The sequence below is a fragment of the Vreelandella sp. 2A-K22 genome, from assembly GCF_054065485.1.
In genome coordinates, this window is sequence record NZ_JBSUGC010000013.1 from 1 (window position 1) to 23,851 (window position 23,851).

Here is a 23,851-nt window from a genome sequence, read left to right on the forward strand (position 1 = left end):
CCATAGCACGCGTGAACCACCTGATCCCTTGCCGAACTCAGAAGTGAAACCGCTTAGCGCCGATGGTAGTGTGGGGTCTCCCCATGCGAGAGTAGGTCATCGTCAGGCACTTATTATGAAAAATCCCCCAGGGCTGATGCCTTGGGGGATTTTTTTTTTGCGTGGCAGGGTGAAGGGTAAGTTGTGAATAGTGAATAGAAACCACTCACCATAACGTGCGGTTTTCCGGCGTTTTATATCATATATAACAATGGCTTGTGCATTTAACATGGTATTGTTGCCACGCAGCATCTAGTATTATGTTGCACGTACCCAGAAGTAAAATCTCAGGAGGAGAAACGGTATGACGACGCAAGTAGCCAAGAAGTTAGCAATCGCTCTATTTATGGCTTTGATGGCAGGCGGACTGATCGCTTGTGATGATCAAGGGCCTGCTGAAGAAGCGGGTGAAAGCATTGATGACGCCGCAGAAGATGCCGGGGAGAGCATGGAAGAGCTCGGCGAAGATATGGAAGAAGCGGCCGAGAACTAGGCCGAGCATTTGTTTGATGAGTTAACCGAAGCAGTCGCTGAAAAGCGGCTGCTTTATTGTTTGTATCGCGTCTATTATGGTTAGCCTGAATAACGATAAAAATGAGGTGGCAACGTGCTACTACAACGCGATAAAAGCCTGTTGTTAATGGTCGATTTCCAGGCGGGTCTGCTGCCTGTAATCGATGGTGGTCAAGAAGCCATGAATGAAGCGGCTTGGCTAGGCGAAATGGCGTGCTTGCTTGAGGTGCCTGTATGGTTAACCGAGCAGTCTCCAGAAAAACTGGGAGGATCCTCGGCATCACTGCTCGCCTGCCTGAATGACTATCGGCTCTGGCAGAAACAGCATTTTGGGGCCATGGCGGAAACTGAATTTCGTGAAGCGCTAAACGCAACGGGTAAAACACAGATTGTACTGTGTGGAACAGAAGCGCACATCTGCGTGCTGCAAACGGGTTTAGGGCTATTAGAGGCAGGCTACGAGTTGTACTGGCTGAGCGACGCCTCTGCCAGTCGACGCCCGCAAGAGGCTGCGTTTGCCCGTGAGCGCGCCTGCGCGAGCGGTGCTGTGGCGGTGACGGCAGATATGGTGGCTTATGAGTGGCTTCACCGCTGCGATACAGCGCTGTTCAAAGAGGCGCACCAGCGCTTTTTAAAGCCGCGCGCGTCACGCCCCGTACGTTTCTATTAGGCCATTCGCTTTAGCGATCGGCTTCTTTACGAGTGAAAACGAAGGTATCCCCCTGGGATGCCGATGCATCGAAACGATAACCTGCCACATCGAACGCCTTGAGTTCATCTGGATCGTTGACCTGTTCCTGGATAAGCCAAGCGCTCATCAGTCCACGCGCTTTTTTGGCGTAGAAGCTGATGATTTTAAAGGTGCCGTTTTTCTCATCTTTAAACACCGGCGTAATGATCCGGGCATTAAGCTGCTTGGTATCTACCGCTTTGAAGTACTCATTCGAGGCGAGATTAACCAGCACGTTGGAGCCGCTTTCTGCAATGGCTTCATTAAGTGCAGGTGCCAGGATGGGCTTCCAATAGGCATACAGATCCTTACCGGCACTGTTAGGCAGCTTGGTGCCCATTTCCAGGCGGTAGGCCTGAATCAAATCCAGCGGCCGCAGCAGGCCATATAGGCCAGAAAGTATGCGCAGATGCGACTGTGCGTAACGGTTCTCCGCTTCGCTGAAGTTTTCTGCTTGCAGGCCGGTATAAACGTCGCCCTGAAAAGCCTGTGCAGCAGGTTTGGCATTGCTCAGAGTGAAAGGAGGGTGCCACTCCTCAAAACGCGCCGCATTCAGGCCCGCCAATTTATCGCTGATACCCATGAGTTCGCTGATTTGCTGCGGCGAGTAATCACGCAAAATAGTGATAAGCGCTTGGCTGTGTTTCAGAAAGTCGGGTTGTGACACTTGCTCTGTGGTCGGTGGGGTTTCAAAGTCCAGCGTTTTGGCGGGAGAGATAACGCTCAGCATCGCATGCTCCTGGTCGTGCCCTGATAAATAAAAGCCTGATATAAGTGGGCTCAGTATACCAAGCCTCGGCAAAGGCCGAGGCTATAGCGGTGATAGCCTTATGAGAGTCGGCTGTTTTTAAGGGCTGTTTGTTTTAAGGACAGGGATTGGGCATACGGCGGTGAATATCTTCGATTGCCTCTAGCACTTCGTTGTCCAGCTTGAGGCTCTCGCTGGCAAGATTGCTTTCCAACTGCTCCATGGTGGTCGCACCAATGATATTGCTGGTCAAGAAGCTGCGAGAGTTAACAAACGCCAGCGCCATTTGCGCAGGGTCTAGCTCGTGCTTTTCAGCAAGCGCAACGTAAGCCTGGGTGGCCGCCTCGGCTTCGGGCGAGGTGTAACGCTTGAAGCGCTCATACAGCGTCAAACGACCTTTGGGTGGTTGCGCGCCATTCAGGTATTTACCTGAGAGTACCCCAAACCCTAGCGGTGAATAAGCAAGTAGACCGACATCTTCACGGTGGGCAATTTCAGCCAAACCAACTTCAAAAGAGCGATTTAGAAGGTTATAGGGGTTTTGAATAGACGCCACGCGCGGTAAATCCAGCTTATCGGCAAGCTGCAGTGAGCGCATCACGCCCCAGGGCGTGTCATTAGAGAGCCCAATAGCCCGTACTTTGCCTGCATCAACCAGCTCTTTCAGCGCATCAAGCGTCTCTTCTAGCGGCGTCGCATCTTCGTCTTCGCTATGAACGTAGCCTAGCTTGCCAAAGAAATTGGTTTGACGGTCGGGCCAGTGCAGTTGGTAAAGGTCAACGTAATCGGTGTTCAAGCGCTCCAGGCTTGTATCGATGGCCTGATGAATATGCTCACGGGTTAAACGCGGGCCACCCCGTATATGGTCAAGCCCTGGGCCTGCGGCCTTGGTGGCTATGATCAGATCGTCCCTGGCGCCACGCTGCTTAAGCCAACTGCCAATATAGCGCTCAGTTAAGCCCTGGGTCTGGGCCATGGGCGGAACGGGGTACATTTCTGCGGTATCAATAAAATTGATGCCAAACGCCACGGCTCTATCAAGCTGTTCGTGGGCTTCAGCTTCGCTGTTTTGCTCGCCAAACGTCATCGTGCCTAAACAGAGTCGACTTACCTCCATGCCGGTTCTGCCAAGTGGGCGCGTTTGCATTTTTATCTCCTTACTAAGGCGGAATTGCCACAAGATAAGCCGCCATTACCAGGCTGGTAAACGGCGTATGAATGGCATGTTAGCGAGGCTCATTGCAAGCAGCAAATTAATGGGGTTGAGTCGTCGCAAAGGCAGGCGTATGCTTGCCAGCCCATCGACCGGCTAAAGGCCGGTTTCTCGTGTGGTTGGCAGCTATTTTTGTGACTGCTAGCCCAAGGTTCCAACAGACGACAGGCAGGGTGGTTTGCCATGCTGCAGGCATCAACGTTGTTTACTCGGCTAGAATTTCGCCTAGCTGAACGGCTGTTTCATAATCACTGGCTGTTGCCGCGTTCACCGCGCACCCAGCGTTTAACGATGCGCTTGTTTAAGCGCTGTGCGGAAGCGGGTCACCCAGACGCGCTCTCCGTATACGGCCATATGCTGTTTCATCGCAGTCAGACGCCCCAGGACAAAGCGCGCGGAGCGCGGTACGTTCTGGAAGCTGCGCATGCCGGGGATGTAAAGTCACAGTACCAGGTGGCACAAATCCACGAACATGGCTGTGCCCAGTACCCGCGCCGTGAAGATTACGCGGTGACCTGGTACGCACGCGCCGCCCAGTCTGGGCACTATCTCGCCGCAGAGCGGCTTGCTCGCGCTTATCGCCTGGGTGAATTAGGCTTGGCGGTAGATGGTGAGCGTGCGGCTTACTGGCAGCGACAGGCGGATCAGCTGGCACTAAATAGCGTGGCCGCCGCATGAAGCGTTACCGCGTTTTGATTGAGTGAGGAAGGTTGTGTCCGAGACGCTACCCACAGTGCTAGATATTGAAGCGTCCGGATTTGGGCGCGGCAGCTACCCCATTGAAGTAGGCATCGCCCGTGCCGATGGAAGCTGCTGTGCTTTTCTCATTCAACCGCTGGAAGAGTGGACGCACTGGGATCCCAAGGCTGAACTGCTGCATGGCATCTCCCGTGATCGCCTTATTCAGGAGGGCTACCCGGTACGCCAGGTCGCCCACTGGCTGAACGATGAACTACGCGAGCTGGGTAAGGCGTACAGCGATAGTTGGGGGTACGACAATACCTGGCTGTCGCTGCTCTTCCATCATGCGGGTATGCTGCCGCGTTTTCGCCTTGAGGCGCTAAGAATTCTGCTTAGCGAAGAGCAGCAGGCAGTGTGGAGCGACACCAAAGAAGCGCTGATCGCCGAACAGGGTATTCACCGCCACCGGGCAGGTGAAGATGCCCGTTTACTGCAGCTTACCTATCAGCATACCCGCAAGCTCACCGAGCACCCGGGACGTTAGTAACTCTTCCCTCACCAGTTTTATAGCTGGGCCTCCAGCGCCTCGAGCAACTCATTGGGGGACGGTGCATCGAGCAGCATCTCGCGGGTGGGAGACGCCAAAAAGCCATGACTAACCGTGCTGTCTAAAAAGGTCAGTAGCGGCGAATAGAACTCGTCGATGTTCAGCAACCCCATCGGTTTTTCATGCAGGCCTAGATAGCCCCACGTCCATATTTCAAACAGCTCTTCCAAGGTGCCAATCCCGCCGGGTAAGGCAATAAAAGCATCGGCGTTGGCCGCCATGGTGGCTTTGCGTTCGTGCATGTTGCGCACCCGAATCAGCTCGCTCAAGCCAAAGTGGGCCTGTTCGCGCTCCACCAGGTGGTCGGGCATCACACCAATGACTTCACCACCGGCCTCAAGTGCTGCGTTAGCCAGCTCGCCCATCAGGCCAACGCGTGCCCCACCATAAACCAACGTGTGGCCGCGTTCAGCGAGGGTGCGCCCCAGTTGATTGGTGGCCTGGCGGAAGGCAGGGCTGTTACCTTCACGGGAGCCAAGATAAACGCAAATTCGAGCCATTCGTCTATTTCCTGTCGTTAAAAAATGAACGTGACTAAAACCGTAGCCAAAAAGAAAACGAGATTACTACGAGGCTTAGGTTAAAAGGGGCTTAGGGTAAACAGCGGTCTACCTGATGATGCTCATCCATCCACTGCCCAATCACATTATCACCGCACAGGTGGTGGGCGTACTGGGTGTGCAGGCAGCGTATCTGATGCCAGTTGCTAATGCCGCCAATGCCGCGTTCGGTCATCACGTTGGTGTAACCCAGCTTAGCGACTTCTTCACGCTGAGCATTACTCATATAGTCCCAGCGAGCGGTCACATAGTCGCGATGGCTCTGTTGGTAAGCCTCAAGAAATTCAGGCTCTTCCTGTAGGCGTTGTTCGAGCGCTTTGATAACCCCAACGGCTTCGATGCGGGAAATCTCAACTTTCAGAACATCGGAACAGAGCCAATACAGGGTGGGGAAGGGTTTGCCATCGACAATAGGCGCCATACGCAGTACTAGCGGTGTACCTTCACCGTCGGTGGCGGCTACCGCTTCGATACCACGCGGTGCGCGGCCAAGCTGCTGGGCAATAATGGCGAGCTGACGTTCGTCAGGCGCTTGGTTGGTGCGTATCACCATTGGGTTGGTCTCTCACGAACGGTCGTCTTGAACAAATTTAGTCGAGCGGCCAACGGCACGGAAAAAGCAGCGATTGAGCTGTTCAGGCGACGCGACATAGCACCACGTCCGCTCACAGTATTCAGCGGCTCGTGCCATTAGCACGTCATAAAGGCGATTGAAGGGGGCATCATAATCGTAGGGATCGGCACCAAACAAGCGGATATGCGGATAGTCGGCAAAGCGCTCAATAAAATAGCGCTCAAGGTCTGCCTCCACGGCGCGATGCTGGGCGACGTTGTCAGGGTCTATCCAGAGGTTGTAGCGGATTGCCATTATAAGGCTCCTGTTGCCCCGGTAGTGCAGGGCAGCGTCGATCAGGCGGGCTCAGGCGCGTCTTGAAGGTGCGACATTAGCGCCTCGCGCAGGTCACCCTCAATAGGCATGGCGCACTTGGCCTGGTGGTCATACTGCACCATAACCGCATGGCCCAGGTTAGTGAGCTTGCCGTGCTGCCGCGCCTCTTGGGTGACTGTAAACGAGCTATTGCCTAATCGCGTTAAGTAAGTACGTATTTCGATATCGTGACCGTAAAACAGTTCAGCCCGGTAGTCGACTTCCATGCGCGCCATAATCAAGCGCCACTGCTTGGGGTTTAAATCAGGGGTAAAGAGTTTGAACAAGTCATTTCGGGCAAGCTCAAACCACGCTGGCAGGCGGGTGTTGTTAATGTGCCCTAAGGCGTCAGTATCGTAAAAGGCGGGCTCAATGGTTCGGGTAAACATGGCTTGTCCTTGTTATTAAAAAAAAGGTTATTAGTAGGGGTAATCGCAACGGCAACGTTTAGGATTAGCCCAAGCAAGCGCTTGGTCAAGCGGTGCGGCGTTGATACCACGCAATGAGTTGCATCCACCCCAACAGCCATAGCGTGGCAGCAGCGAAGCCGACCAATGTGCCCCATAGCAACCCTAGTGTGCTGTAAGTATAGGAAACACATAGCGTGTAACTCAGTAGCGAGCCAAGTCCCATCGGGTAGTGCTTGATCACCGTCGCCACCGGCGCTGCCCCATGGTTCAGGTGTAGGATCAGCAAAAAAGGCAGCATCGTGACGGGAAAGGCGGCCAACGTTCCCGCCCAGGCGGGCGGCAGCCAGTGGGCCAGGCTGGTAATGGTAAATATGATCACCGTGGCAAGTGCCGCCCGCGCGGCAAGCGCCGGTAACGAAAACGTTCTGCTGGCGGGTATCCTGACATCAGTAATGCTGCGAAATAAGCCGCTGAACAGAGCAATGGCGCATAGCGTCACCAGCGTGCCGCTCAAACGCGTGAAGTTAAACTGAGCGAGCAGCGTGCTAACGGCGAGCCAGGCAACCAAGCCGCCCGCCACGCCGCCAATGACACCTTTAACGCCCGGCTGTCGTCCTGCCATCCAATAACCGGCCCCTAGCGCCATTGTGGCCGTAAAGCCCGCCAGGGTATGCACCGCACTTTGGGTCGCAAACTGAGGGGAAATTTCCAAGCCGATAAAAAATAGCGCCAAGGCCGTGCCTAACGGATAGCCCGCCAGCAGGCCCGCCATGCGCGGGCTAGCACGCACAGCAATCGCGCCTAGCCCCAGCACCATGCTGATCGAGAGCCCTAATTTCGCTAGCTGCCAAGTGAGAGGGACTTCAATCATGCGGCGTCATCCTTGCTGTTTTTGTTTGGGTGCTGTCAGCGCGCGCTTTTAATTAAACCAAGCGCAGGCCTTGCTGGTCGCGCCATGCGGCCTCAAGGGCATCTTTTAGGGGCGCTTTCAAGTGCGCGGGGAGCGCCTTCTGCGCCGCTTGGAGTGAATCAAACGAACGGTTGCGCAGCCAGCAGTAAGCCCAGGCGCAGGCTTCGGCGTCGCTATCGGGGGTCGGGCGAGCGGGCATTTGATTGAGCAGAAAGACCGCAGTGCGCGGCGCCCATAGCGGCATTTCACCTAGCTCATCCTGGCTCCACTGCTCCAGGGTGGCGCCGCTGGGCGTGGCGTCGGGTGTACCTAATTTAGCTACCCGTGCTGTTTCAGCCAAAATGAGCGCTAGCTGATCCGTATTCGCTTGCCCAAGCGAGCGCCATTGCCGCAACAGCGCCGATAGCCCCGCCCGCATCTTGGTATAAAAGTCATCTTGCGGCATGCTTGGCACAACCCCTATTGAATGAGTGAGATTTTTCATGGCCTACGATTTTGCCACGCCTGTGGAGCGACGCCACCCTGAAGGTGGCTGGGCATCGCAAAAATGGCACCGCTACGGCGACGACGTACTGCCCCTTTGGGTCGCCGATATGGATTTTCGCTCCCCGCCTGAGGTGATTGATGCACTGCAGGCGCGCGTGGCCCACGGTGTATATGGCTATGGCGAAGTGCCTGCTACGTTAACAGAAACCCTGTGCCAGTGGAGCGCCCACCACTACGACTGGCCCATTCAGCCGGAGTGGCAGCAGTGGCTGCCGGGCGTCGTGCCAGCTTTGCACCTGGCCGCGTTAACGCTGACCGAGCTAGGCGACGGTGTATTGACGGTAGCGCCGATCTACCCGCCATTTTTAGAGGTTGCAAAGCGCACCGGGCGACTACCCCAGCAGGCGATGCTGGCAGCGCCTTCAGCACCCAATGAGCCTTGGCAGCTCGATATTGATGCCTTGGAGGCCGCTATTACGCCACGTACGCGCTTGCTGCTGTGGTGCCAGCCCCACAACCCTACGGGGCGAGTGTGGCGCCATGAGGAGCTTGCAGCGCTGGCTGAGCTAGTGGAGCGCCACGACCTTTGGGTGGTCTCCGATGAGCTGCACTGCGACCTGTTATTGGACGAAGGCGCCCAGCACCGCCCGTTAGCCGCGGCATTTCCTGAATTAGCGAAGCGCACCATTACGCTATGGGCACCGTCGAAAACCTTTAACCTAGCGGGCTTAACCAGCGCCTGCGCGGTGATTCCCGACCCCGCACTGCGTGAGCGCTTTGCGGCGGCTACCAAGGGGTTACTTCCCGATGGCAACGTGCTCGGCTTGGTCGCGGCGGAAGCAGCGTATCGACATGGCGAGCCGTGGCGCCAGGAGCTGTTAAGCGTGTTACGTGAGCATCGTGGGACGCTGCAGGCACGCGTAGCGGCTTGGCCGGGCGTGCGCTGGAGTGCGCCGGAGTCGACCTATCTGGCTTGGCTGGATATGCGCGAGGCAGGGTTAGGTGAGGCGCCCTACAAGACGTTGCTGAAAGAGGCGGGAGTAGCGCTTTCGGACGGGGCGGCCTTTGGCTGCCCCGGCTTTGTGCGGCTTAACTTTGGTACCACCGCTTCCCAGCTGGAAGCGGCGCTGTCTCGTATGGATTCCCTGCTGAAGCAGGATTGAGAGCCTTCAGAAGACCTTAGTACAGCATCGCAAAGAGCTTACGGCGGTAAGCAACGGTCAGCGGGTGGTCGGCGCCCAGGGCGTCGAATACCTGCAGCAGCGTTTTACGCGCGGCGTCATCATTATAGGCGCGATCCTGCTTCATCAGTGCCAGCAGCGCCTCCAGCCCTTCATCATAATGACCGTCGGCCACTTGGCGCAGGGCGCGCTGGTACTGCGCTTCGCTATCGGTACGATCGCCCAGGGCCGCAATCTCTTCGGCTGAGAGTGCCTGCTCGCTAAACTCGATGCTGGCGCGTACGCCACGCGCAGGTGCCGCGTCGCGCTCTTCCGGGGGCAGGTTATCGAGTACTTCACGGGCCTCACTGCCGCGCCCTTCGGCCACCAATACCCGTGCGAAGGCTACCTGGTAGGCATAGTGCTCTGGGTACTGGCCCATTAGGGTTTGATAAATCTCGCGGGCAGCGGCGGTGTCACCGGCTTTAAGCGCTTCTTCCGCCTGCTCTTCAGGGGTAGGCGGCGCTTCGCCGGGGGCTGGGAAGTAGCGATTGAGCCACTCGCGCACTTCTTTCTCCGGCAGAGCGCCCTGGAAACCATCCACCAAGCCGCCCTGGCTAATCAGCTTCACATCGGGCACAGAACGCACGCCCAGTTGGCCGCCGATTTCGGGGTTTGCTTCAATATCGAGCTTGCCGAGCAGGAAAGCGCCCGCGTACTCAACCACCAGCTTCTCCAGCACCGCGAGCAGGGTGCTGCTGCTTGCGTTGGACGGCGAGTAGCAGCCCATTAGCACCGGCACCTGCATGGACGCTTCAAGCACCTGCTGAATATTGCCAGCATTGAGCTCGATAATGACATCTTCAGGGCGCACCGCCGCTTGTTCAGCGTTAGGCGCGGTAGCGTCAGCACTTCCGGTATCCGCCGTAAGCGGCTTACCTGAGCGGGGATCGATAATTTGCATGGGTAGACTCGGCATCAAAAAATGAACAATAGTTCCCCATGATATGCAGGCATTTGCCGGTGGATTCAAGGAAGAGGAGGGAAATAAAACTCACTGCTAGTGGGTATCAAGCTACGTGAACCTGATAAAGCAGAAACAGGGCGCGGTTAGGCGCCCTGGATGAGCTACTATTTTTGGCATTGTTTCTGAAATTGCTTCTGAAATTACTTAAGGAATGATGCGCTCCGCGCGTAGGCGAGCGAACAGATCGAAAAACGCCGCGCGTGTTTCACGGAAGTGATCAAAGCCGAAATCTCGCGACTTGGTGACATCGTTGACGCACTCAAGCTCGCGCCCCAGGTCGGCATCGGTGTGCCACCAGGAGGCTAACTTGCTGACATCGGCTTCGACTAGCTCGTTCTTTTCGACAATCTCGGCCCAGGTAGGCGCAATGTCGGCCATCTGGGGTTCGAGCGGTTGTAGCGTTTCCGGGCAGTCGGCTACTTCAAGCTCGAAGAATTCGCCAATTTCATGCCACAGTCGACGCCAGCGGAACACATCGCCATTGACCGTATTAAAGGCCTCATTGTGGGCACCGGGCGTGGTCGCCGCCCACTCCATCTGCCGCGCCAACACCAGCGAATCGGTTAGATCGGTCAAGGCGTTCCACTGCACCTGCGAGCCAGGGAATGTGAACGGCTTGCCCGTTGCTTTGCAGATAGAGGCGTAAACCGCCAGCGTCACGCCCATGTTCATGGCGTTACCGCGGGCATAGCCGATGACCGTGTGCGGACGGTGCACGTTCCAGCTAAAGCCGTCCCGATCCGCCTTCGCGAACATGATGTCTTCGAGGGTGTAGTAAAAGTTCTCGCCAGGTACGCGGGGCGCTGATTCACGAAACGGCGTCTCGGTTTTACCGCTACCGTAGTTCTCGAAGGCACCCAGGTACTGCTTGGTGCCGGTCACCAGCGAGACATGCGCTAAGCTTGCGCCCTGCAGAGCGTCGAGCAAGTTGTGCATCATTGCGCCGTTGGCCTCGACGTTAGCCTTTTCATTTTCGCGCCGCACCCAAGTGCAATAAAACACGTGGGTGATGGGTAGCCCCGCCAGTGCTTCCGCCGTAGCCTCGCGATCTAACAGATCGGCAGCGACGGGAATTACCCCTGCTTGATCAGAGGGGCGACGAGATAATCCATAGACACTCCACCCGCTAGCGGTGAGGTAGCTGGCTAAGTTGCCACCAGTGATGCCGGTCGCGCCGACGACTAATGCGGTGCCTTTGCGCATCGTTAACTCCTTTTGTAGACAAAATTTTCGGAACGGGCAGTGGAAATGTGCTTTGTGTCCGATGAAAAGCAGTCTGGTCGCCAAGGATCATTGCTACAATTGGAAAAATCGCAAATCTTTATTGCGCTAGGAGCAACTCGATGGATCTCAATGCGCTACGCATCTTTGAGCGCGTCGCCGCGACAGGAAGTTTTACCGCCACCGCACGCCACTTTCATCGCGCCGTGTCGTCGGTTTCGCGTCAGATTGCCTCTTTAGAGGAGGCGCTTGGTCAGCAACTGTTCTATCGCCACACCCGTGCCGTGACGCTGACCGAGGCAGGTTTGCGCTACTATCAGGAAGTTCGCGAGATACTTGAACGACTCGACCTGGCGACGGAAGCGCTAACGGCCCCCAATACAGCGCCTAGCGGCGTGCTGCGCCTCAATGCTCCCGTGGCTTTCGGCCAGCGCCAAATCGTGCCGATTCTGCATCACTTTCAACGCCGCTACCCGGCGATCAAATCCGAACTGATGTTAACCGATCAACTGACCGACCCGGTGCGCGAGGGCATCGATATTACCTTTCGTGTCGGCGAATTGGCCGATTCAACGCTGGTGGCACGCCGCCTAGCGTCAATGAACTACGTTGTGGTTGCTGCCCCCACCTATATACAGCGCTGCGGTAGGCCCAATACCCCAGATGACCTTGAACACCACGACTGCCTGCTCTACCAAGGTGAAATGGGTCGTCAGCGCTGGTACTTCCATCATGCCGAGCAGCCGCAAGCCTTTGCTTACAAAGTCGACGGCAGCCTGTATAGCAACGATGCCGAGAGCCTGGTGCGTGCCGCGCTAATGGGGCAGGGACTGGTGATGTTTCCCACCTGGCTGATCGCTGATGAGCTGGCCTCGGGCAAACTGCTGCCTCTGCTCGAAGCGTGGCGATGTGAAGTCGTGCCAGGCAGGCGCGATATCCACGTGCTCTACGCCCAGCGTCGGCTGCACACCCGCAAGGTAAGCGCTTTTTTGGATCATCTGTTTGAGATGGTTGGATCTACACCAGAATGGGATCGCTGGCGTGAGCAGCTGGCGGTGTAAGGGTTCAGGCACAAAAAAGCCGCTGCCTTTCGATAACGGCTTTCTCTGTTGTATTGGATAGCGAGATTCGCTGGCTTTGGCTTTAGAATAAAAGCGAACCGATGGCCTTCAGGGGGGATGAGACGCTGAACCCGAGAGCTTTTCTGACTACTCTCACCGAACTCTAGGCAATAAAAAAAGGCAGACCAGTAAGTAACTGATCTGCCTTTAAAAATATTGGTAGCGGGGACCGGATTTGAACCGATGACCTTCGGGTTATGAGCCCGACGAGCTACCAGACTGCTCCACCCCGCATCAACGTGTGGCGTATTCTACAGAAGTTTTAGGTGAAGTCAATAGAGTGATTAACACGTTTGGCTTATAGCCGTTGATTATGACCTGCGGCAACATGGGGTAAGTGCAGCTATGCTTTATATAGCCATAACAAAAAGCTTACGTTGGTGCATTGTTCAAGAAAATTATGCACTAGGGTAATACAGGCGCAGTCGCGCTTATTCACAATGGCTTGCGGCGCGATGTGCGTGCTTTGAGATCCAAGCCATTTGTCATTTCAGGGAGGTAGTCAATGGCCAATCAAGCCCCCGTCGCCTGGGTAACTGGTGGAACTGGTGGTATCGGTACGGCAATTTGTCGTTCGTTGGCAGATGCGGGATATCTGGTCGTGGCGGGTTATCGCAACCCCGACAAGGCTAAGACCTGGCTAGAAACGCAGCACGCCGACGGCTATCGCAATATCGAATTGTCGGGTATCGACCTTTCTGACCACAACGCCTGCCTGGAAGGAGCCCGCCAAATCCACGACAAGTATGGCCCTATTAGTGTGTTGGTGAACTGTGCGGGGATCACCCGTGACGGCACCATGAAAAAAATGTCTTACGAGCAGTGGTACGAAGTGCTCGATACCAATCTCAACAGCGTTTTTAACACCTGCCGAAGTGTCATTGAGATGATGCTTGAGAATGGCTATGGTCGAATTATTAATATTTCATCCATCAACGGTCGTAAAGGTCAGTTTGGCCAGGTCAACTACGCGGCGGCGAAAGCCGGTATGCATGGCTTGACCATGTCGCTGGCACAGGAAACAGCGACCAAAGGGATTACCGTCAATACCGTATCGCCTGGCTATATCGCCACCGATATGATCATGAATATTCCAGAAAAAGTGCGCGAAGCAATCCGGGAAACAATCCCGGTGAAGCGCTACGGCACGCCAGAGGAGATTGGTCGACTGGTTACCTTCTTAGCCGATAAGGAGTCAGGATTTATCACCGGTGCGAACATCGATATCAACGGTGGTCAGTTTATGGGCTAGTGATTAGCCCAAGAGGAGAGCGCAAACGGGAGGCTATAAGCCTCCCGTTTTCTTGCTAACGCTTAAGGTAGCGGGACTCGCGCTAGTCGGCTAAGCAGGTTATCCAGCTCTTCTACTTCAGTGTCCCATAGCGTGGCTGGCATTGGCCCTAGCGCCAATAGCGCGACCAAGATGTTGATCACTTCTTGATCACGGCTGCGCTCTTGATTGAAGCCTTCATTCAAACGCTCTACCTGAATCGCCAAGCGCAGCGGCTCATCGCTCTGCCGCACGCTACCCACGGCCAGCATCGAGAGGTGCACTCTCAGTCTGGCGAGGGAGTCGGCGATGCGAGTGTGATCAGCGTCTGATAGCGGTACCGCTACGCTATGGCGCTGTTGATTGCGTGCGTTATGCGCCTCATTAAAGGCGGTAGGCAGTGAAGTGCCGAGAGCCGCTTGTGCGTCCACGTTGCTTGGGATCCCTTCGTCGAGGTAGCGCTGGTCGGCAGTCAAGTGAGCGTTCACTAATGGCATGATCGCATGCCACTGTTGAACTGTATCGGCAACCGCCAGACGGTTTAAGCGTTCTCTGCGCGCACGCACGATGCCACTCATCCGCCGCTGCATGCCTTCGCTGCGCCGGTTGCGTGGCAACGGCTCAAGTTGATTGGCTTGTTCGATAAAGCGCTCCAAGGTGGCCGACTCACTCGCCTCAATCGGCTGCCAGCTATCCATTTCGTCGATGAGGGCTTGCATCTCATCAAGCTGCTGTTGCTGGCGCGCTGCCTGCTCAGTTTTATGCGCATCGCGCTGGGCAAAGAGTTGATCACATTCGTGGCGGAAGGTTTTCCACAGCGTTTGCTCTTCGCCTTTGGGTGCCCGGCCCAGGGCCCGCCACTGCTGCTGCAGCTGTTTGGTCAAGTGAATGCGCTGTGCAAGAGGTTGGCTTTCGTCGCTGCGCAGCGCGCTCACTTGGCTGATCAGATCCCGTTTTTGCGCGGCGATAGTTTCAGCGCGCTGATCGATCAACGCCTGTAGCTGATGGCGAATGACACCAAAGCGCCGCCCAACGGACTCGGAGCGTTCACGGGGAACGGGGCTGTAGTGTCGCCACTGGTGGCGCGCTTTGTCGCGGATTTGCCTTAGCACATCGGGGTCGGCGTCTTCGGCGGGCTGAGCCAGCAGGTTTTCCAACTGATCGCACAGCGCTTCGCGGGCTTGAAGGTTTGCCTCACGCTCTTCGCTGAGCTGGTCTCGCCAAGGGGCGAGACGTTCGTGGATGCGATCCGAGGCGCTGCGAAAACGAGCAGACTGTTCGCGGTTAGCCGCCGCATCTCCCAGTGATTTCCACTCTTTGACCAGTTGGCGATGGTGGCGGTCAAGTGCTTCTTCCGCCATATGGCGGTCATTCGCGAGGGTTTCGATGCTGTCACATAGCTGCTCGCGCTTTGGCCCGGCGACAAACCCCCGCCAATCGCGTAATTCCGCGAGCCGGGCGGCTAAGTGCTTTAAGCGCGTTTTGAGCGGTTGAGCGGCTGGGCTTTCCAGCGCTTCAATGCGCGGCTTTAGCCGCTGATGCAGACGGCTGGCACTTTTAAAGGCGCCGCGCTCTAACAAGTGCTCAAAGGTGTCGAGTTCTGCGCCATGTGCTTTTAGGGTGGCGTTGTCTTCTGTCGGCTGCGAGGGGGCGGTGTTTTCCGCGTTGAGAGCCGCTTGGGCACGGCCGAGCAGCGCGGGCGGCGTTAAGGCATCCGGCCATTGGCATTCGCTCATCAGCGTGGCGAGGGTAGCGTGGTCGCCGTTGGCCAATGCGGTTTCGATGGGGGCGCTTGCCGCGCACCAGCGCTGCCATGCCTCTAAGCACTGGTCGTAGTGATGAATCGCCAACGTGTAGCGCTGGCGCATGGTCTCACTGGGCGGGTGGATATCAGAAAGCGCCTGCCAGCGTTGGCCTAGCAGTTGGCGCTGGGCGCGCAGGCTGTCGATATCCTGCACCGTCATAGCTGAGGCGTGGCGCAGGCCATCAAGGGTCTCTTCGATGCCTTCAAGCAGCTGTTCGCGGGTGTTTTCGGCTTCTTCACGGCGCTCGTCGCTCTGCTGGCGCGCCTGCTCCTGGGTTTCGTGGTCGTGAAGCGTCTTGCGGCAATTGAGCACCGCTTGATGAAAGCGCTGCTCTTGCTCCACGCTTGGCGGCTGGTTCAACTGTTCCCACTGCCGTTCAAGGTGGCGAAAGCGGCCGCCATAGAGGGGTTCCCAAGGTGCACGGGCGTGCTGCTCTAATTGATTCAGGAGCGTTTCGCGCTGCTGCTCTTCAGCTTCCAGCCACTGGGCGTCGCTACGCAAGCGGTTGAGGCGTTCCCGTGCCAGACGCACCACTTGGCGGTCGCGGCGGGCCTCTTTTAACAACCGTTTTAGCCCCTCTTCGCCCTCAATGCGTTCGGCAGCCTGATGGCGAACGGCGGCCACGCCGTTGTGGCAAGCTTGATGAATCAGATCATTTTCATCGCCCAGCTTGCTCAGTGCGGTCAAGCGTAGATTCAGGTTGTCACCCTGCAGGGCCACCGCGCTCAGTACCCGCGGCTCTTCGATCTGTTCCACCAAGGATTGGCGTTGGTGCAAGTCGGTATGGCCTTCACGCCCGCTGAGCCGTTGGCAAATAGCATTGAACCAGGCCTCATCCTGCTGGTGGTGCGAGTAAGCGTCGACCAGGCCTGCGCAGTCATCCAGGGCTAGCAGCGCGGCTAGGCGAATCTGGCTGTCGCTATCTTGAGTGAGCGACTGCAGCGCTTGGCGCTGCTCTGCTTGCTCAGGGTTCAATCGCTGGAGGGCCTGACGGCGCACCTCGGGGTCAGGGTGCTGCCACCGAGGTGCGAACAGTCGTCTTAACAGTCCGTGCATGAATCATCCTGCTAGTATGAAATGCGTAGCATGAAAAAAGCGGCTCAGTGGTTGCAGTCACCGGCGCTGTCGCTTAGCTTGGCCTTACTATGGTGTGATAAACGTCTATTTTCTAGGCCACACTGCTTCTAGACCACACTGTTTTTAGACTACAGTGTTTCTAGACGACGAAATGCGTGATAGTACGCTACCTTTATCTTATCTGAACATGACGGGGAGTTCGGCCATGAGCCTTAACGTGGATAGTGCCGTAGTGGCCTTTACCTTCAAAGGGGGCATGTTGCCGATGACCGTCATGGAGCTAAGTAGTGCTGATCCGGAGCAAATCCGGCAGCAGTTGGCTGGCAAATTCTCCCAGTCTCCTGCTTTCTTTCAGCATACACCGGTTGTGCTCAGCGTGGAAAAACTCGATGAACCCCACTTAGCCCTTGAACGCATTTGTGCTGTGTGCCGTGACCACAAGCTGTTGCCGGTGGCCGTACGCGGTGGCACCGAGCCGGTGCGCCAATCGTCCTGGGCGCTGGGGTTGGGGTGGTTTCCACCAGTGGCAGAGGGCCGTGCCCGGGGGCTTGAAAGTGTCAGTAATTCGCCAGTGCAAGAAGTCTCCCGTGAGGAGGCAGTAAGTGAGGCGGAAGCGCCAACGCTCGCTACGCGGCTTTATCGCGGTACCGTGCGGTCGGGGCAGCAAGTAAGCGCCTCTGATGGAGATTTAGTGGTGATTGGGGCGGTGAATGCCGGTGCAGAAGTGCTGGCCGCTGGCAGTATTCATGTTTATGGCGCGCTGCGTGGCCGTGCGTTGGCGGGTATTCATGGCAATATCCAAGCGGGTATTTACTGCCGCGAATTGGAGGCTGAACTGCTTTCAGTGGCAGGTAATTACAAACGCTCTGAAGATATTGATGCGCAGCTTCTGGGGCGGCCCGCAGAAGTTCACTTTACAAAAGAACAGCTTGAAATTAAGCCACTGGGCTAAGGTATTTGTATGAGGCTGCGTTGGTGCTTCATGCCTAGCGACGCCGAAGACGCTATCCGTTACAGTATGGCATGTTGATGACATTGACGTTCCCGTTATGCGCAGAGCGCCAGCTGTCTCGCGCTCGCGACGAACGACTTCAAGAAGGAAGTGACTCTTGGCCAAGATAATTGTAGTGACCTCTGGTAAAGGAGGGGTCGGTAAAACCACTAGCGCGGCAGCCATCTCTACGGGGCTTGCGCTGCGCGGTAAAAAAACAGTCGTAATTGATTTTGATGTGGGCCTGCGGAATCTCGACCTGATCATGGGCTGCGAACGACGCGTGGTGTATGATTTAGTCAACGTGATTCAAGGCGAAGCGGGGCTTAACCAGGCGCTGATTCGTGATAAGCGCGTCGAGAATCTGTTTATTTTGCCAGCTTCTCAAACCCGTGATAAAGACGCCTTGACCCAAGAGGGGGTCGCGGAGATTCTGGAGAAATTGAAAGAAGATTTCGATTTCATTCTTTGCGATTCACCTGCCGGTATTGAGCGTGGTGCACAGTTGGCCATGTACTTTGCCGACGAGGCGATTGTGGTCACCAACCCGGAAGTGTCGTCAGTGCGCGACTCTGACCGTATTTTGGGGCTGCTGGCCTCTAAAACCCGACGTGCCGAACAGGGCGAAGACCCTATCAAAGAGCACCTGTTGGTGACTCGCTATAATCCCGAGCGTGTGACCTCAGGCGATATGCTGACGCTCGATGATATCCGCGAAATTTTGGCGATTAACCTGCTGGGCTTGATTCCTGAGTCTGAGGCCGTGCTGCGTGCCTCTAATCAGGGCGTGCCCGTTACCCACGATATCTCCAGCGATGCGGGCCAAGCGTACAGCGATACGGTATCGCGCCTGCTCGGCGAAGACATGCCGCTGCGTTTCCATGAAATGCAACGCAAAGGCCTGCTGAGCCGTATGTTCGGGGGAGGTCGTCGATGAAACTGCTTGAGTTCTTGAAGCGTGAGCGCAGAAAATCCGCCTCGGTAGCCAAAGAACGTTTGCAAATTATTGTGGCGCATCAGCGTAGCCAGCGCGGGCAGCCCGACTATATGCCGATGCTTGAGCGCGAGCTACTTGAGGTGATCCGTCGCTATGTCCATGTGGATGACGACGCCATTCAAATCTCCTTGGACAGCGAAGACAACTGCTCAGTGCTTGAACTGAACGTTACGCTCCCCAAAAGCTAACCCTAAGCGCTGAAGACGCGGCGAAAGGGGCGGCGGGTGTGCTAGGCTTGGGCTTTTAACTGCCCAGCGGAGTGATTGTTCATGGCGCCACCCAATGCTGCCCCTGCCAGTTTTCTATGGCATGACTATGAAACCTTCGGGGCGGATCCGCGTCGCGATCGGCCCGCACAGTTCGCAGCCCTGCGCACTGATGCTGACCTGAACGAGATCGGCGAGCCGATTGAGCTCTACTGCAAGCCCGCCGATGATTACTTGCCTCACCCTGCCGCCTGCTTGATTACCGGTATTACGCCTCAAAAAGCCCAACGCCATGGTTTGCCCGAAGCAGAATTCGCGGGCGAGATTCAGCGCCATATGAGTGAGCCGGGCACCTGCGTGGTGGGTTACAACAGCCTGCGTTTTGATGACGAAGTCTCCCGCTATCTGTTTTACCGCAATTTGCTCGATCCTTATTCCCGTGAGTGGCAAAACGGCAATTCCCGTTGGGATTTAATCGATGTTGTGCGCGCCTTTTATGCGCTGCGTCCTGATGGCATTGAGTGGCCGCTGCGCGAAGACGGCGCACCCAGCTTCAAGCTTGAGCACTTAACTGCAGCTAACGGCATTGCCCATGAGGGTGCCCACGATGCGGTAGCTGATGTACGGGCCACGATCGCGTTGGCCCGCTTGCTCAAGGCGCGCAATGCGAAGCTGTTCGACTATTTACTCGGTCTGCGTGGTAAGCGCGCGGTGGCTAAGCAGTTGGACCTGCCCAACGCCAAACCGCTGCTGCATATCTCCCGTCGTTATCCCGCCAGCCGGGGCTGTAGTGCGTTAGTCATGCCGCTGGCCGAACACCCGACAAATCCTAATGGGGTGATCGTTTACGATTTGAGCGTTGATCCCAGCGATATGCTGAGTATGTCGGCGGAGCAGATTCGTGAGCGCGTGTTTGTCAGTCAGCAGGATTTATCCGAAGGCGAGGCGCGTATTCCGCTGAAGGTGATTCATATCAACCGTTGCCCGGTGGTGTTTCCCGCCAGTGCTTTGAAAGATGTTGAGGGGCCTCAGCAGGGTGAATATGGCACCATCGTTGCGCGCTTAGGCTTGGATGTGGCGGCTTGTCGGCAGCACTGGAAAGCCCTGCGTGATGCCAGCGGTGTTGCCGCAAAGATCGCCGAGGTGTTTAGTGCAGGCTACGACGATGCGCCACAAGACCCTGATCTAATGCTCTACTCAGGCAGTTTCTTCTCGGCTGCCGACCGTCAGCAGATGGAGCGGGTGCGAGAGATGGAGCCGTGGGATTTGGTAGGGCAGCGCTTTGCGTTTCAGGATCCGCGCTTGGAAGAGATGTTGTTTCGCTTTCGTGCACGCAGTTACCCCGACACGTTGGAAGGCGAAGAGCGCGAGCAGTGGGAAGCGTTTCGTTGGATGCGGATCAATGATCCGGCCCTGGCGGGCTTTACGCTTAAGGCGTTTGCGCGGGAGATCGCTCAGTACAATCAGCAAACCCTCACTGATCGTGAGCGACAGATTCTGGAAGAGTTGGTAATGTTCGTGGAAGCCATGATGCCGGCTCAAGCATTTGACGCCTGAGCCGGTACCCGTTTAGGTCACTCCTGTAGGGAGTTCTCTTTACGCATTGTCATCACGCACTTTGGGCAGGGGTGAGCGCTCTTCACGATAATCGCTGACATCGCTGGGTTCGTCGCCCGGATTAAAGCGTATATCCAGGGTGTGCTCGCGCAACGATGGCCATAGGGCCTTAATATCCTCAAGGCTAACGTTCAGCACTAGTTCGGCCAGTTGGTCGCGGCGATCAAAGCGCACATCTTCCAACGCGGTGGCTTGCCAATAGCGGTTGGCCATGCCCGCAAGGCTGGTATCGCGTTGGCGTAACTGGTCGTGAACAGCCTGGCGATAAGGCGCTAAGTCAGCGTCGCTGAGTTGTTCAAGGCGCTGGTTAGCCTCATCAAGAAACACATCCATGCGTTCGGCGATGGTGCCGCTATCCACGTCGGGTGATTGCACCATAAGGGCAACCCCTGGCGCTTCGAGCAGCGGCGAATAGCCGGCGTTGACGATGTAGCCGAGCTGCTGCTCGGTGCGCAGTTGCTGGTAGAACGGTGTTTCCAGCCACTGGGCGATCACCGCGGTGGTGGCTTGTTCCTCTGGCGTCTGATCGCGGCCTTGCAGATAGCGCAGAACCAAGGACTCATCCCGAGAGCTGTGAGGGTGCAGCACGCTGTGCTCATCACTTGCTGCAAGTGGGGTGAGGTTAGCAATATCGTCGCGGTTTAACCGCGGTTTTAGCCTGGCACGCATCAGCTGTGTTTGTTCACGCGCCAGGTCAGCGTCCAGGTTGCCCACCGCCATGGCATCGACGTACAGGTTATCTAGAAAGCGCTGGCGAAAATCTTCCAGGTGACCACTGTCAAAGCGCTCGCTGGCGGCGAGAAGTTCAGCGGTAGACCATTGTGGTGTGAGTAGGGCTTCGCCCAGCGTGCGGCTAGCTTGACCGTAGAGCGATGCTTGGGGCGCATTGCGCCACTCGCGCTGCAGCTGATAACGCACCCGCTCGAAAGCGCTGTCGGTAATTTCTGCGTGCGCTAATTGCTCAAGCGCTTGTTCAATCAGCGGGGTTTGGCCATCACGCCAGCCTGAGAACGATAGTGTCATGCCCCTGGCGTGGGGATAAGCGCTAAACGACTGCCCTGCCAACCACGCTGGGTAGAGGGATTCATTCAAACTGTCGTTAAGCCAGCTGGCGAGTAGCCGAGTGAGCACTGCTTCATGGGCGGAGTAGCTGGCGGTGGGGCTTTGCAGACTGACCCGCCACTCAACTGTGGGAGTATTAAAGCGCTCATCCTGCATGTGCCAAGCGGTAAACGATGGTGTTTCGACCAGCAGGCTGGGGCGCTCATCCTGGCCTTCCAACAGCGTCAGGTCACTGGCGATAAATGGGTTGGGCCCCGGGAGTGCCAAACCGCTCAGGGGTTGGCCCGGCTGTTCGGGTACTTGCTCGTCCCATTGGGTATTGAACCAAGGGGAGACAGTGTCGCTTTCGATATCCGGTGCTGAGTAGAAGCGCAGCATGTTATCCGGCGTTAGCGCGTCAAGATAAACCTGCTGGCGCTCTGCATCGGGGCCATCCATACGGTAGGCCGCGTACTGCACGTCCTCTACCGGGTAGCGAGATAGGCTCATTGAAAGGCGAGTGGCTTCCTGCTGTGGGGCGCCATACTGCTGAAAGCGGAAGGCCTGCTCATTGAGTTTTGCCTGCTCTTCGTAGCGCCATTCGGCGAGGGCATCATTACGCAGTTGATCAATGGCGGCAAACAGGGTGGCTTCAATATCGTCCAAGCGTTCGGCGCCTGCGGGCGTCAGACTGATGGAAATAGTGAATAGTGCTTCGTTGCCATCGCCGCGCCCCACACCGGCGGAAAGCCCATCGGCCAGTCCTGCATCGCGCAGTACCGCTAACAGGCTACCTTCACCTTCATCGCCAAGCAGGTGGGCGATTACCTGGGTCGGCTTTGTACGGTAGTCCTCAGTGGGGTCGGGTACTGGGAAGTAGAAGCGTAATTGACGACGATCCTGCAGCGACTGGCGCTCGATATAGCGGGGTAGCGTGTCTGAATCAACCAGCGGCGCGTCAATCGTCGGCACGCTTAAGTCGTTGTCGGGAATATCGGCAAAGCGCTCGGCTACCCACTCCTCCAACTGATCCAACGGCTGTGGTGCCACAATCGCCAGGTTCATGACATTGGCGTCGTAATGCTGGTGATAGAAATCGATCACCCGCTCGCGTAGCGTTGCCTCGCCTTCCGGCGGGCTGGCTAAGGTTTCCCGGCTACCCACGGCAAAGCCGGTGGTGGGGTTGTCAGGGTTGAGCAGTTGGTTGAGCACATCGTTTTCGCGACGGGACTCATCACGAATACGTGCCATGTACTCCGAGTGAACGATATTGCGTTCGCTCTCCAGGTGGTCGGCGTTAAACAGCGGCGAGAGGAAAAATTCGCTGAAACGGTCAAGCGCGCCCGGCAGCGCCGATGGCTCAATATCAAAGAAGTAATTGGTATCCTGCTGCGCGGTAAAGGCGTTGTGAGAGCCCGCGTTATTGGAAATATAGCGCTGGTAGGCATCAGATTCCGGGTAGGGCTCGGTGCCTAAAAACAGCATATGCTCTAGAAAGTGTGCTAACCCCTTAAGGTCATCAGGATCTTGGGCGCTGCCTACTCGCACATTCATCGACGCTGCCGCCTTGTCTGCCTCCGGGTCGCTGACCAGCAGCACATTGAGGCCGTTCTCGAGCGTCAAAACCCGGTAGTCGCGGCTGTCATAGGGGCTAATGATCGGGGTGACCGTGTCAGCAATGGCGTCGGCAACGGCGTCATCGGTGGCCGCGAAGGCCAGTGGTGTTAACGCCATGCTGGCGATAACGCCAATCACTGCGCACTGTGGGAAAACACGCCAGCGGGTTATGCAAGTGGATCGCAACATTACAGCTCCTGTGACACAGCCCAACGCAGCATCGACCCGGTAGGATGGGCACAGGCCGGTGACTGGTAGGCGGGATTATTGACATGTTTAGATACCGGAAAAGCGCCCAACAGTTCCAATGGTGCGGGTGCTAACAGTGAATTAAGCGTTTCGGTATCGGTGTCTGGGTCGAGCCAGGCGGATAACGCATGGCTGGGTATAGTGACCGGCAGGCGGTCGGTTAACGGCGATAACAGCAGGTTGGCGGGCACGGTGATCAGTGCGGCAGAGTCGGTAAACGCCGTTAACGTGGTGTGGTAGCGGCACCAGAGTGCGCCCAATAGCAACGGCGCCCGGGATACCTGGGTCACTAAATAGGGTTGCTTGCTGCGGGGCTGGGTTTTCCATACATAGAAACCGCTCACCGGAATAACGCAGCGGCGAGCGCTAAAGGCATCGCGAAACATCGCCCGTGATTCAAGGGTTTCCGCCCGGGCGCAGTGGGGGGCATGATCCAGCACTTCCAGCCAGGGTGGCGTCAGGCCCCAGAATAGCGACGAGAGCCGGTACTGCCCCTGCTCTATGCGAATAGCGGAAATTGGCCTACGAGGCGCTAGATTAGGCGACTCGATCAACGGTTCAGGAGTGGCTAGCGTTGGCAATAAGCGGGTCAGCGGTAAATTTTGCACATGCAATCGCCCCGTCATA

Annotated in this window: 24 protein-coding genes, 1 tRNA gene and 1 rRNA gene; 12 read left to right on the plus strand and 14 right to left on the minus strand. The window is 56.6% G+C overall.

Features of this window, described 5'->3' with window-relative positions:
- From rrf to ACW17M_RS17100, 3 genes are all read left to right on the plus strand, one after another.
- Positions 1-108 (plus strand): 5S ribosomal RNA (rrf, locus tag ACW17M_RS17090); the annotation flags it as partial.
- Between the two features lie 235 nt (positions 109-343).
- Positions 344-532, plus strand: a complete 189-nt coding sequence (locus ACW17M_RS17095; protein WP_022520373.1) for a hypothetical protein — start codon at positions 344-346, stop codon at positions 530-532.
- A gap of 114 nt (positions 533-646) precedes the next feature.
- Positions 647-1,222, plus strand: coding sequence for an isochorismatase family protein (locus ACW17M_RS17100; RefSeq protein ID WP_022520372.1), 576 nt, complete (start codon positions 647-649; stop codon positions 1,220-1,222).
- A 10-nt stretch (positions 1,223-1,232) separates the two neighbouring features.
- On the opposite strand, the gene yaaA is transcribed toward ACW17M_RS17100, so the two are convergent.
- Together yaaA and ACW17M_RS17110 are read right to left on the minus strand one after the other, a co-directional pair.
- The gene (yaaA, locus tag ACW17M_RS17105; RefSeq protein ID WP_022520371.1) at positions 1,233-2,012 is read right to left on the minus strand and encodes a peroxide stress protein YaaA; all 780 of its coding nucleotides are present in this window, start codon (positions 2,010-2,012) and stop codon (positions 1,233-1,235) included.
- Positions 2,013-2,145: 133 nt separating this feature from the next.
- Positions 2,146-3,177, minus strand: a complete 1,032-nt coding sequence (locus ACW17M_RS17110) for an NADP(H)-dependent aldo-keto reductase (protein ID WP_022520370.1) — start codon at positions 3,175-3,177, stop codon at positions 2,146-2,148.
- 249 nt (positions 3,178-3,426) lie between these two features.
- Here ACW17M_RS17110 and ACW17M_RS17115 point away from each other — a divergent pair, with 249 nt between their 5' ends.
- On the plus strand, positions 3,427-3,921 hold the full coding sequence (locus ACW17M_RS17115; protein ID WP_009288545.1) for a tetratricopeptide repeat protein: 495 nt from the start codon (positions 3,427-3,429) through the stop codon (positions 3,919-3,921).
- Positions 3,922-3,955: 34 nt separating this feature from the next.
- A complete protein-coding gene (locus tag ACW17M_RS17120) occupies positions 3,956-4,468 on the plus strand; it encodes a hypothetical protein (protein WP_027957659.1) in 513 nt (170 codons plus the stop codon).
- Between the two features lie 20 nt (positions 4,469-4,488).
- On the opposite strand, the gene ACW17M_RS17125 is transcribed toward ACW17M_RS17120, so the two are convergent.
- The 6 genes from ACW17M_RS17125 to ACW17M_RS17150 form a co-directional block, all read right to left on the minus strand.
- On the minus strand, positions 4,489-5,031 hold the full coding sequence (locus ACW17M_RS17125; RefSeq protein WP_009288546.1) for an LOG family protein: 543 nt from the start codon (positions 5,029-5,031) through the stop codon (positions 4,489-4,491).
- A gap of 91 nt (positions 5,032-5,122) precedes the next feature.
- Positions 5,123-5,644 (minus strand): DUF501 domain-containing protein, encoded by a 522-nt coding sequence (locus ACW17M_RS17130; protein WP_009288547.1) that lies wholly within the window; start codon positions 5,642-5,644, stop codon positions 5,123-5,125.
- 12 nt (positions 5,645-5,656) lie between these two features.
- Complete coding sequence (locus ACW17M_RS17135) at positions 5,657-5,959, minus strand: hypothetical protein (protein WP_007111787.1); 303 nt, start codon at positions 5,957-5,959, stop codon at positions 5,657-5,659.
- A 41-nt stretch (positions 5,960-6,000) separates the two neighbouring features.
- Positions 6,001-6,408: an acyl-CoA thioesterase gene (locus tag ACW17M_RS17140; protein ID WP_022520368.1), complete on the minus strand. Its 408-nt coding sequence runs from the start codon at positions 6,406-6,408 to the stop codon at positions 6,001-6,003.
- Between the two features lie 85 nt (positions 6,409-6,493).
- Positions 6,494-7,300 carry a hypothetical protein gene (locus ACW17M_RS17145; protein ID WP_009288548.1) on the minus strand — a complete coding sequence of 269 codons (807 nt, stop codon included), beginning with the start codon at positions 7,298-7,300 and terminating at the stop codon, positions 6,494-6,496.
- Positions 7,301-7,352: 52 nt separating this feature from the next.
- Positions 7,353-7,784, minus strand: a complete 432-nt coding sequence (locus ACW17M_RS17150; RefSeq protein ID WP_457547843.1) for a hypothetical protein — start codon at positions 7,782-7,784, stop codon at positions 7,353-7,355.
- A gap of 37 nt (positions 7,785-7,821) precedes the next feature.
- Here ACW17M_RS17150 and ACW17M_RS17155 point away from each other — a divergent pair, with 37 nt between their 5' ends.
- Complete coding sequence (locus tag ACW17M_RS17155; protein ID WP_457547844.1) at positions 7,822-8,988, plus strand: MalY/PatB family protein; 1,167 nt, start codon at positions 7,822-7,824, stop codon at positions 8,986-8,988.
- A gap of 16 nt (positions 8,989-9,004) precedes the next feature.
- Here the strand turns inward: ACW17M_RS17155 and ACW17M_RS17160 are convergent, their stop codons facing one another.
- Both ACW17M_RS17160 and ACW17M_RS17165 read right to left on the minus strand, forming a co-directional pair.
- The gene (locus ACW17M_RS17160; protein WP_027957665.1) at positions 9,005-9,949 is read right to left on the minus strand and encodes a co-chaperone YbbN; all 945 of its coding nucleotides are present in this window, start codon (positions 9,947-9,949) and stop codon (positions 9,005-9,007) included.
- Positions 9,950-10,156: 207 nt separating this feature from the next.
- On the minus strand, positions 10,157-11,215 hold the full coding sequence (locus ACW17M_RS17165) for an SDR family oxidoreductase (protein ID WP_457547845.1): 1,059 nt from the start codon (positions 11,213-11,215) through the stop codon (positions 10,157-10,159).
- A 140-nt stretch (positions 11,216-11,355) separates the two neighbouring features.
- Between ACW17M_RS17165 and ACW17M_RS17170 the strand changes: the two genes are divergently transcribed.
- On the plus strand, positions 11,356-12,294 hold the full coding sequence (locus tag ACW17M_RS17170) for a LysR family transcriptional regulator (RefSeq protein WP_141440076.1): 939 nt from the start codon (positions 11,356-11,358) through the stop codon (positions 12,292-12,294).
- A 217-nt stretch (positions 12,295-12,511) separates the two neighbouring features.
- Here the strand turns inward: ACW17M_RS17170 and ACW17M_RS17175 are convergent.
- A tRNA-Met gene (locus ACW17M_RS17175) sits at positions 12,512-12,588 on the minus strand.
- Between the two features lie 271 nt (positions 12,589-12,859).
- On the opposite strand from ACW17M_RS17175, the gene phbB reads away from it, so the two are divergent.
- Positions 12,860-13,606 (plus strand): acetoacetyl-CoA reductase, encoded by a 747-nt coding sequence (gene phbB, locus ACW17M_RS17180; protein ID WP_009288260.1) that lies wholly within the window; start codon positions 12,860-12,862, stop codon positions 13,604-13,606.
- Positions 13,607-13,668: 62 nt separating this feature from the next.
- Here phbB and ACW17M_RS17185 read toward each other — a convergent pair whose 3' ends face one another.
- Positions 13,669-16,485: a DUF349 domain-containing protein gene (locus tag ACW17M_RS17185; protein WP_457547846.1), complete on the minus strand. Its 2,817-nt coding sequence runs from the start codon at positions 16,483-16,485 to the stop codon at positions 13,669-13,671.
- Positions 16,486-16,711: 226 nt separating this feature from the next.
- Here ACW17M_RS17185 and minC point away from each other — a divergent pair, with 226 nt between their 5' ends.
- The 4 genes from minC to sbcB all read left to right on the plus strand — a co-directional run bounded on the left by minC (position 16,712) and on the right by sbcB (position 20,257).
- Entirely contained in the window at positions 16,712-17,458 is a 747-nt protein-coding gene (minC, locus tag ACW17M_RS17190) for a septum site-determining protein MinC (protein WP_027957729.1), read from the plus strand.
- 157 nt (positions 17,459-17,615) lie between these two features.
- Entirely contained in the window at positions 17,616-18,434 is an 819-nt protein-coding gene (minD, locus tag ACW17M_RS17195; protein ID WP_027957730.1) for a septum site-determining protein MinD, read from the plus strand.
- On the plus strand, positions 18,431-18,682 hold the full coding sequence (gene minE, locus ACW17M_RS17200) for a cell division topological specificity factor MinE (RefSeq protein WP_007111776.1): 252 nt from the start codon (positions 18,431-18,433) through the stop codon (positions 18,680-18,682). Before minD ends, minE begins: the two co-directional genes overlap by 4 nt.
- A gap of 81 nt (positions 18,683-18,763) precedes the next feature.
- Positions 18,764-20,257, plus strand: coding sequence for an exodeoxyribonuclease I (gene sbcB / locus ACW17M_RS17205; RefSeq protein ID WP_141440075.1), 1,494 nt, complete (start codon positions 18,764-18,766; stop codon positions 20,255-20,257).
- 39 nt (positions 20,258-20,296) lie between these two features.
- Here the strand turns inward: sbcB and ACW17M_RS17210 are convergent, their stop codons facing one another.
- Together ACW17M_RS17210 and ACW17M_RS17215 are read right to left on the minus strand one after the other, a co-directional pair.
- Entirely contained in the window at positions 20,297-23,164 is a 2,868-nt protein-coding gene (locus ACW17M_RS17210; protein WP_457547847.1) for an insulinase family protein, read from the minus strand.
- The gene (locus tag ACW17M_RS17215) at positions 23,164-23,850 is read right to left on the minus strand and encodes an SOS response-associated peptidase (RefSeq protein ID WP_141440073.1); all 687 of its coding nucleotides are present in this window, start codon (positions 23,848-23,850) and stop codon (positions 23,164-23,166) included. The genes ACW17M_RS17210 and ACW17M_RS17215 overlap by 1 nt, the downstream gene beginning before the upstream one ends.
- Position 23,851 lies beyond the last annotated feature (1 nt).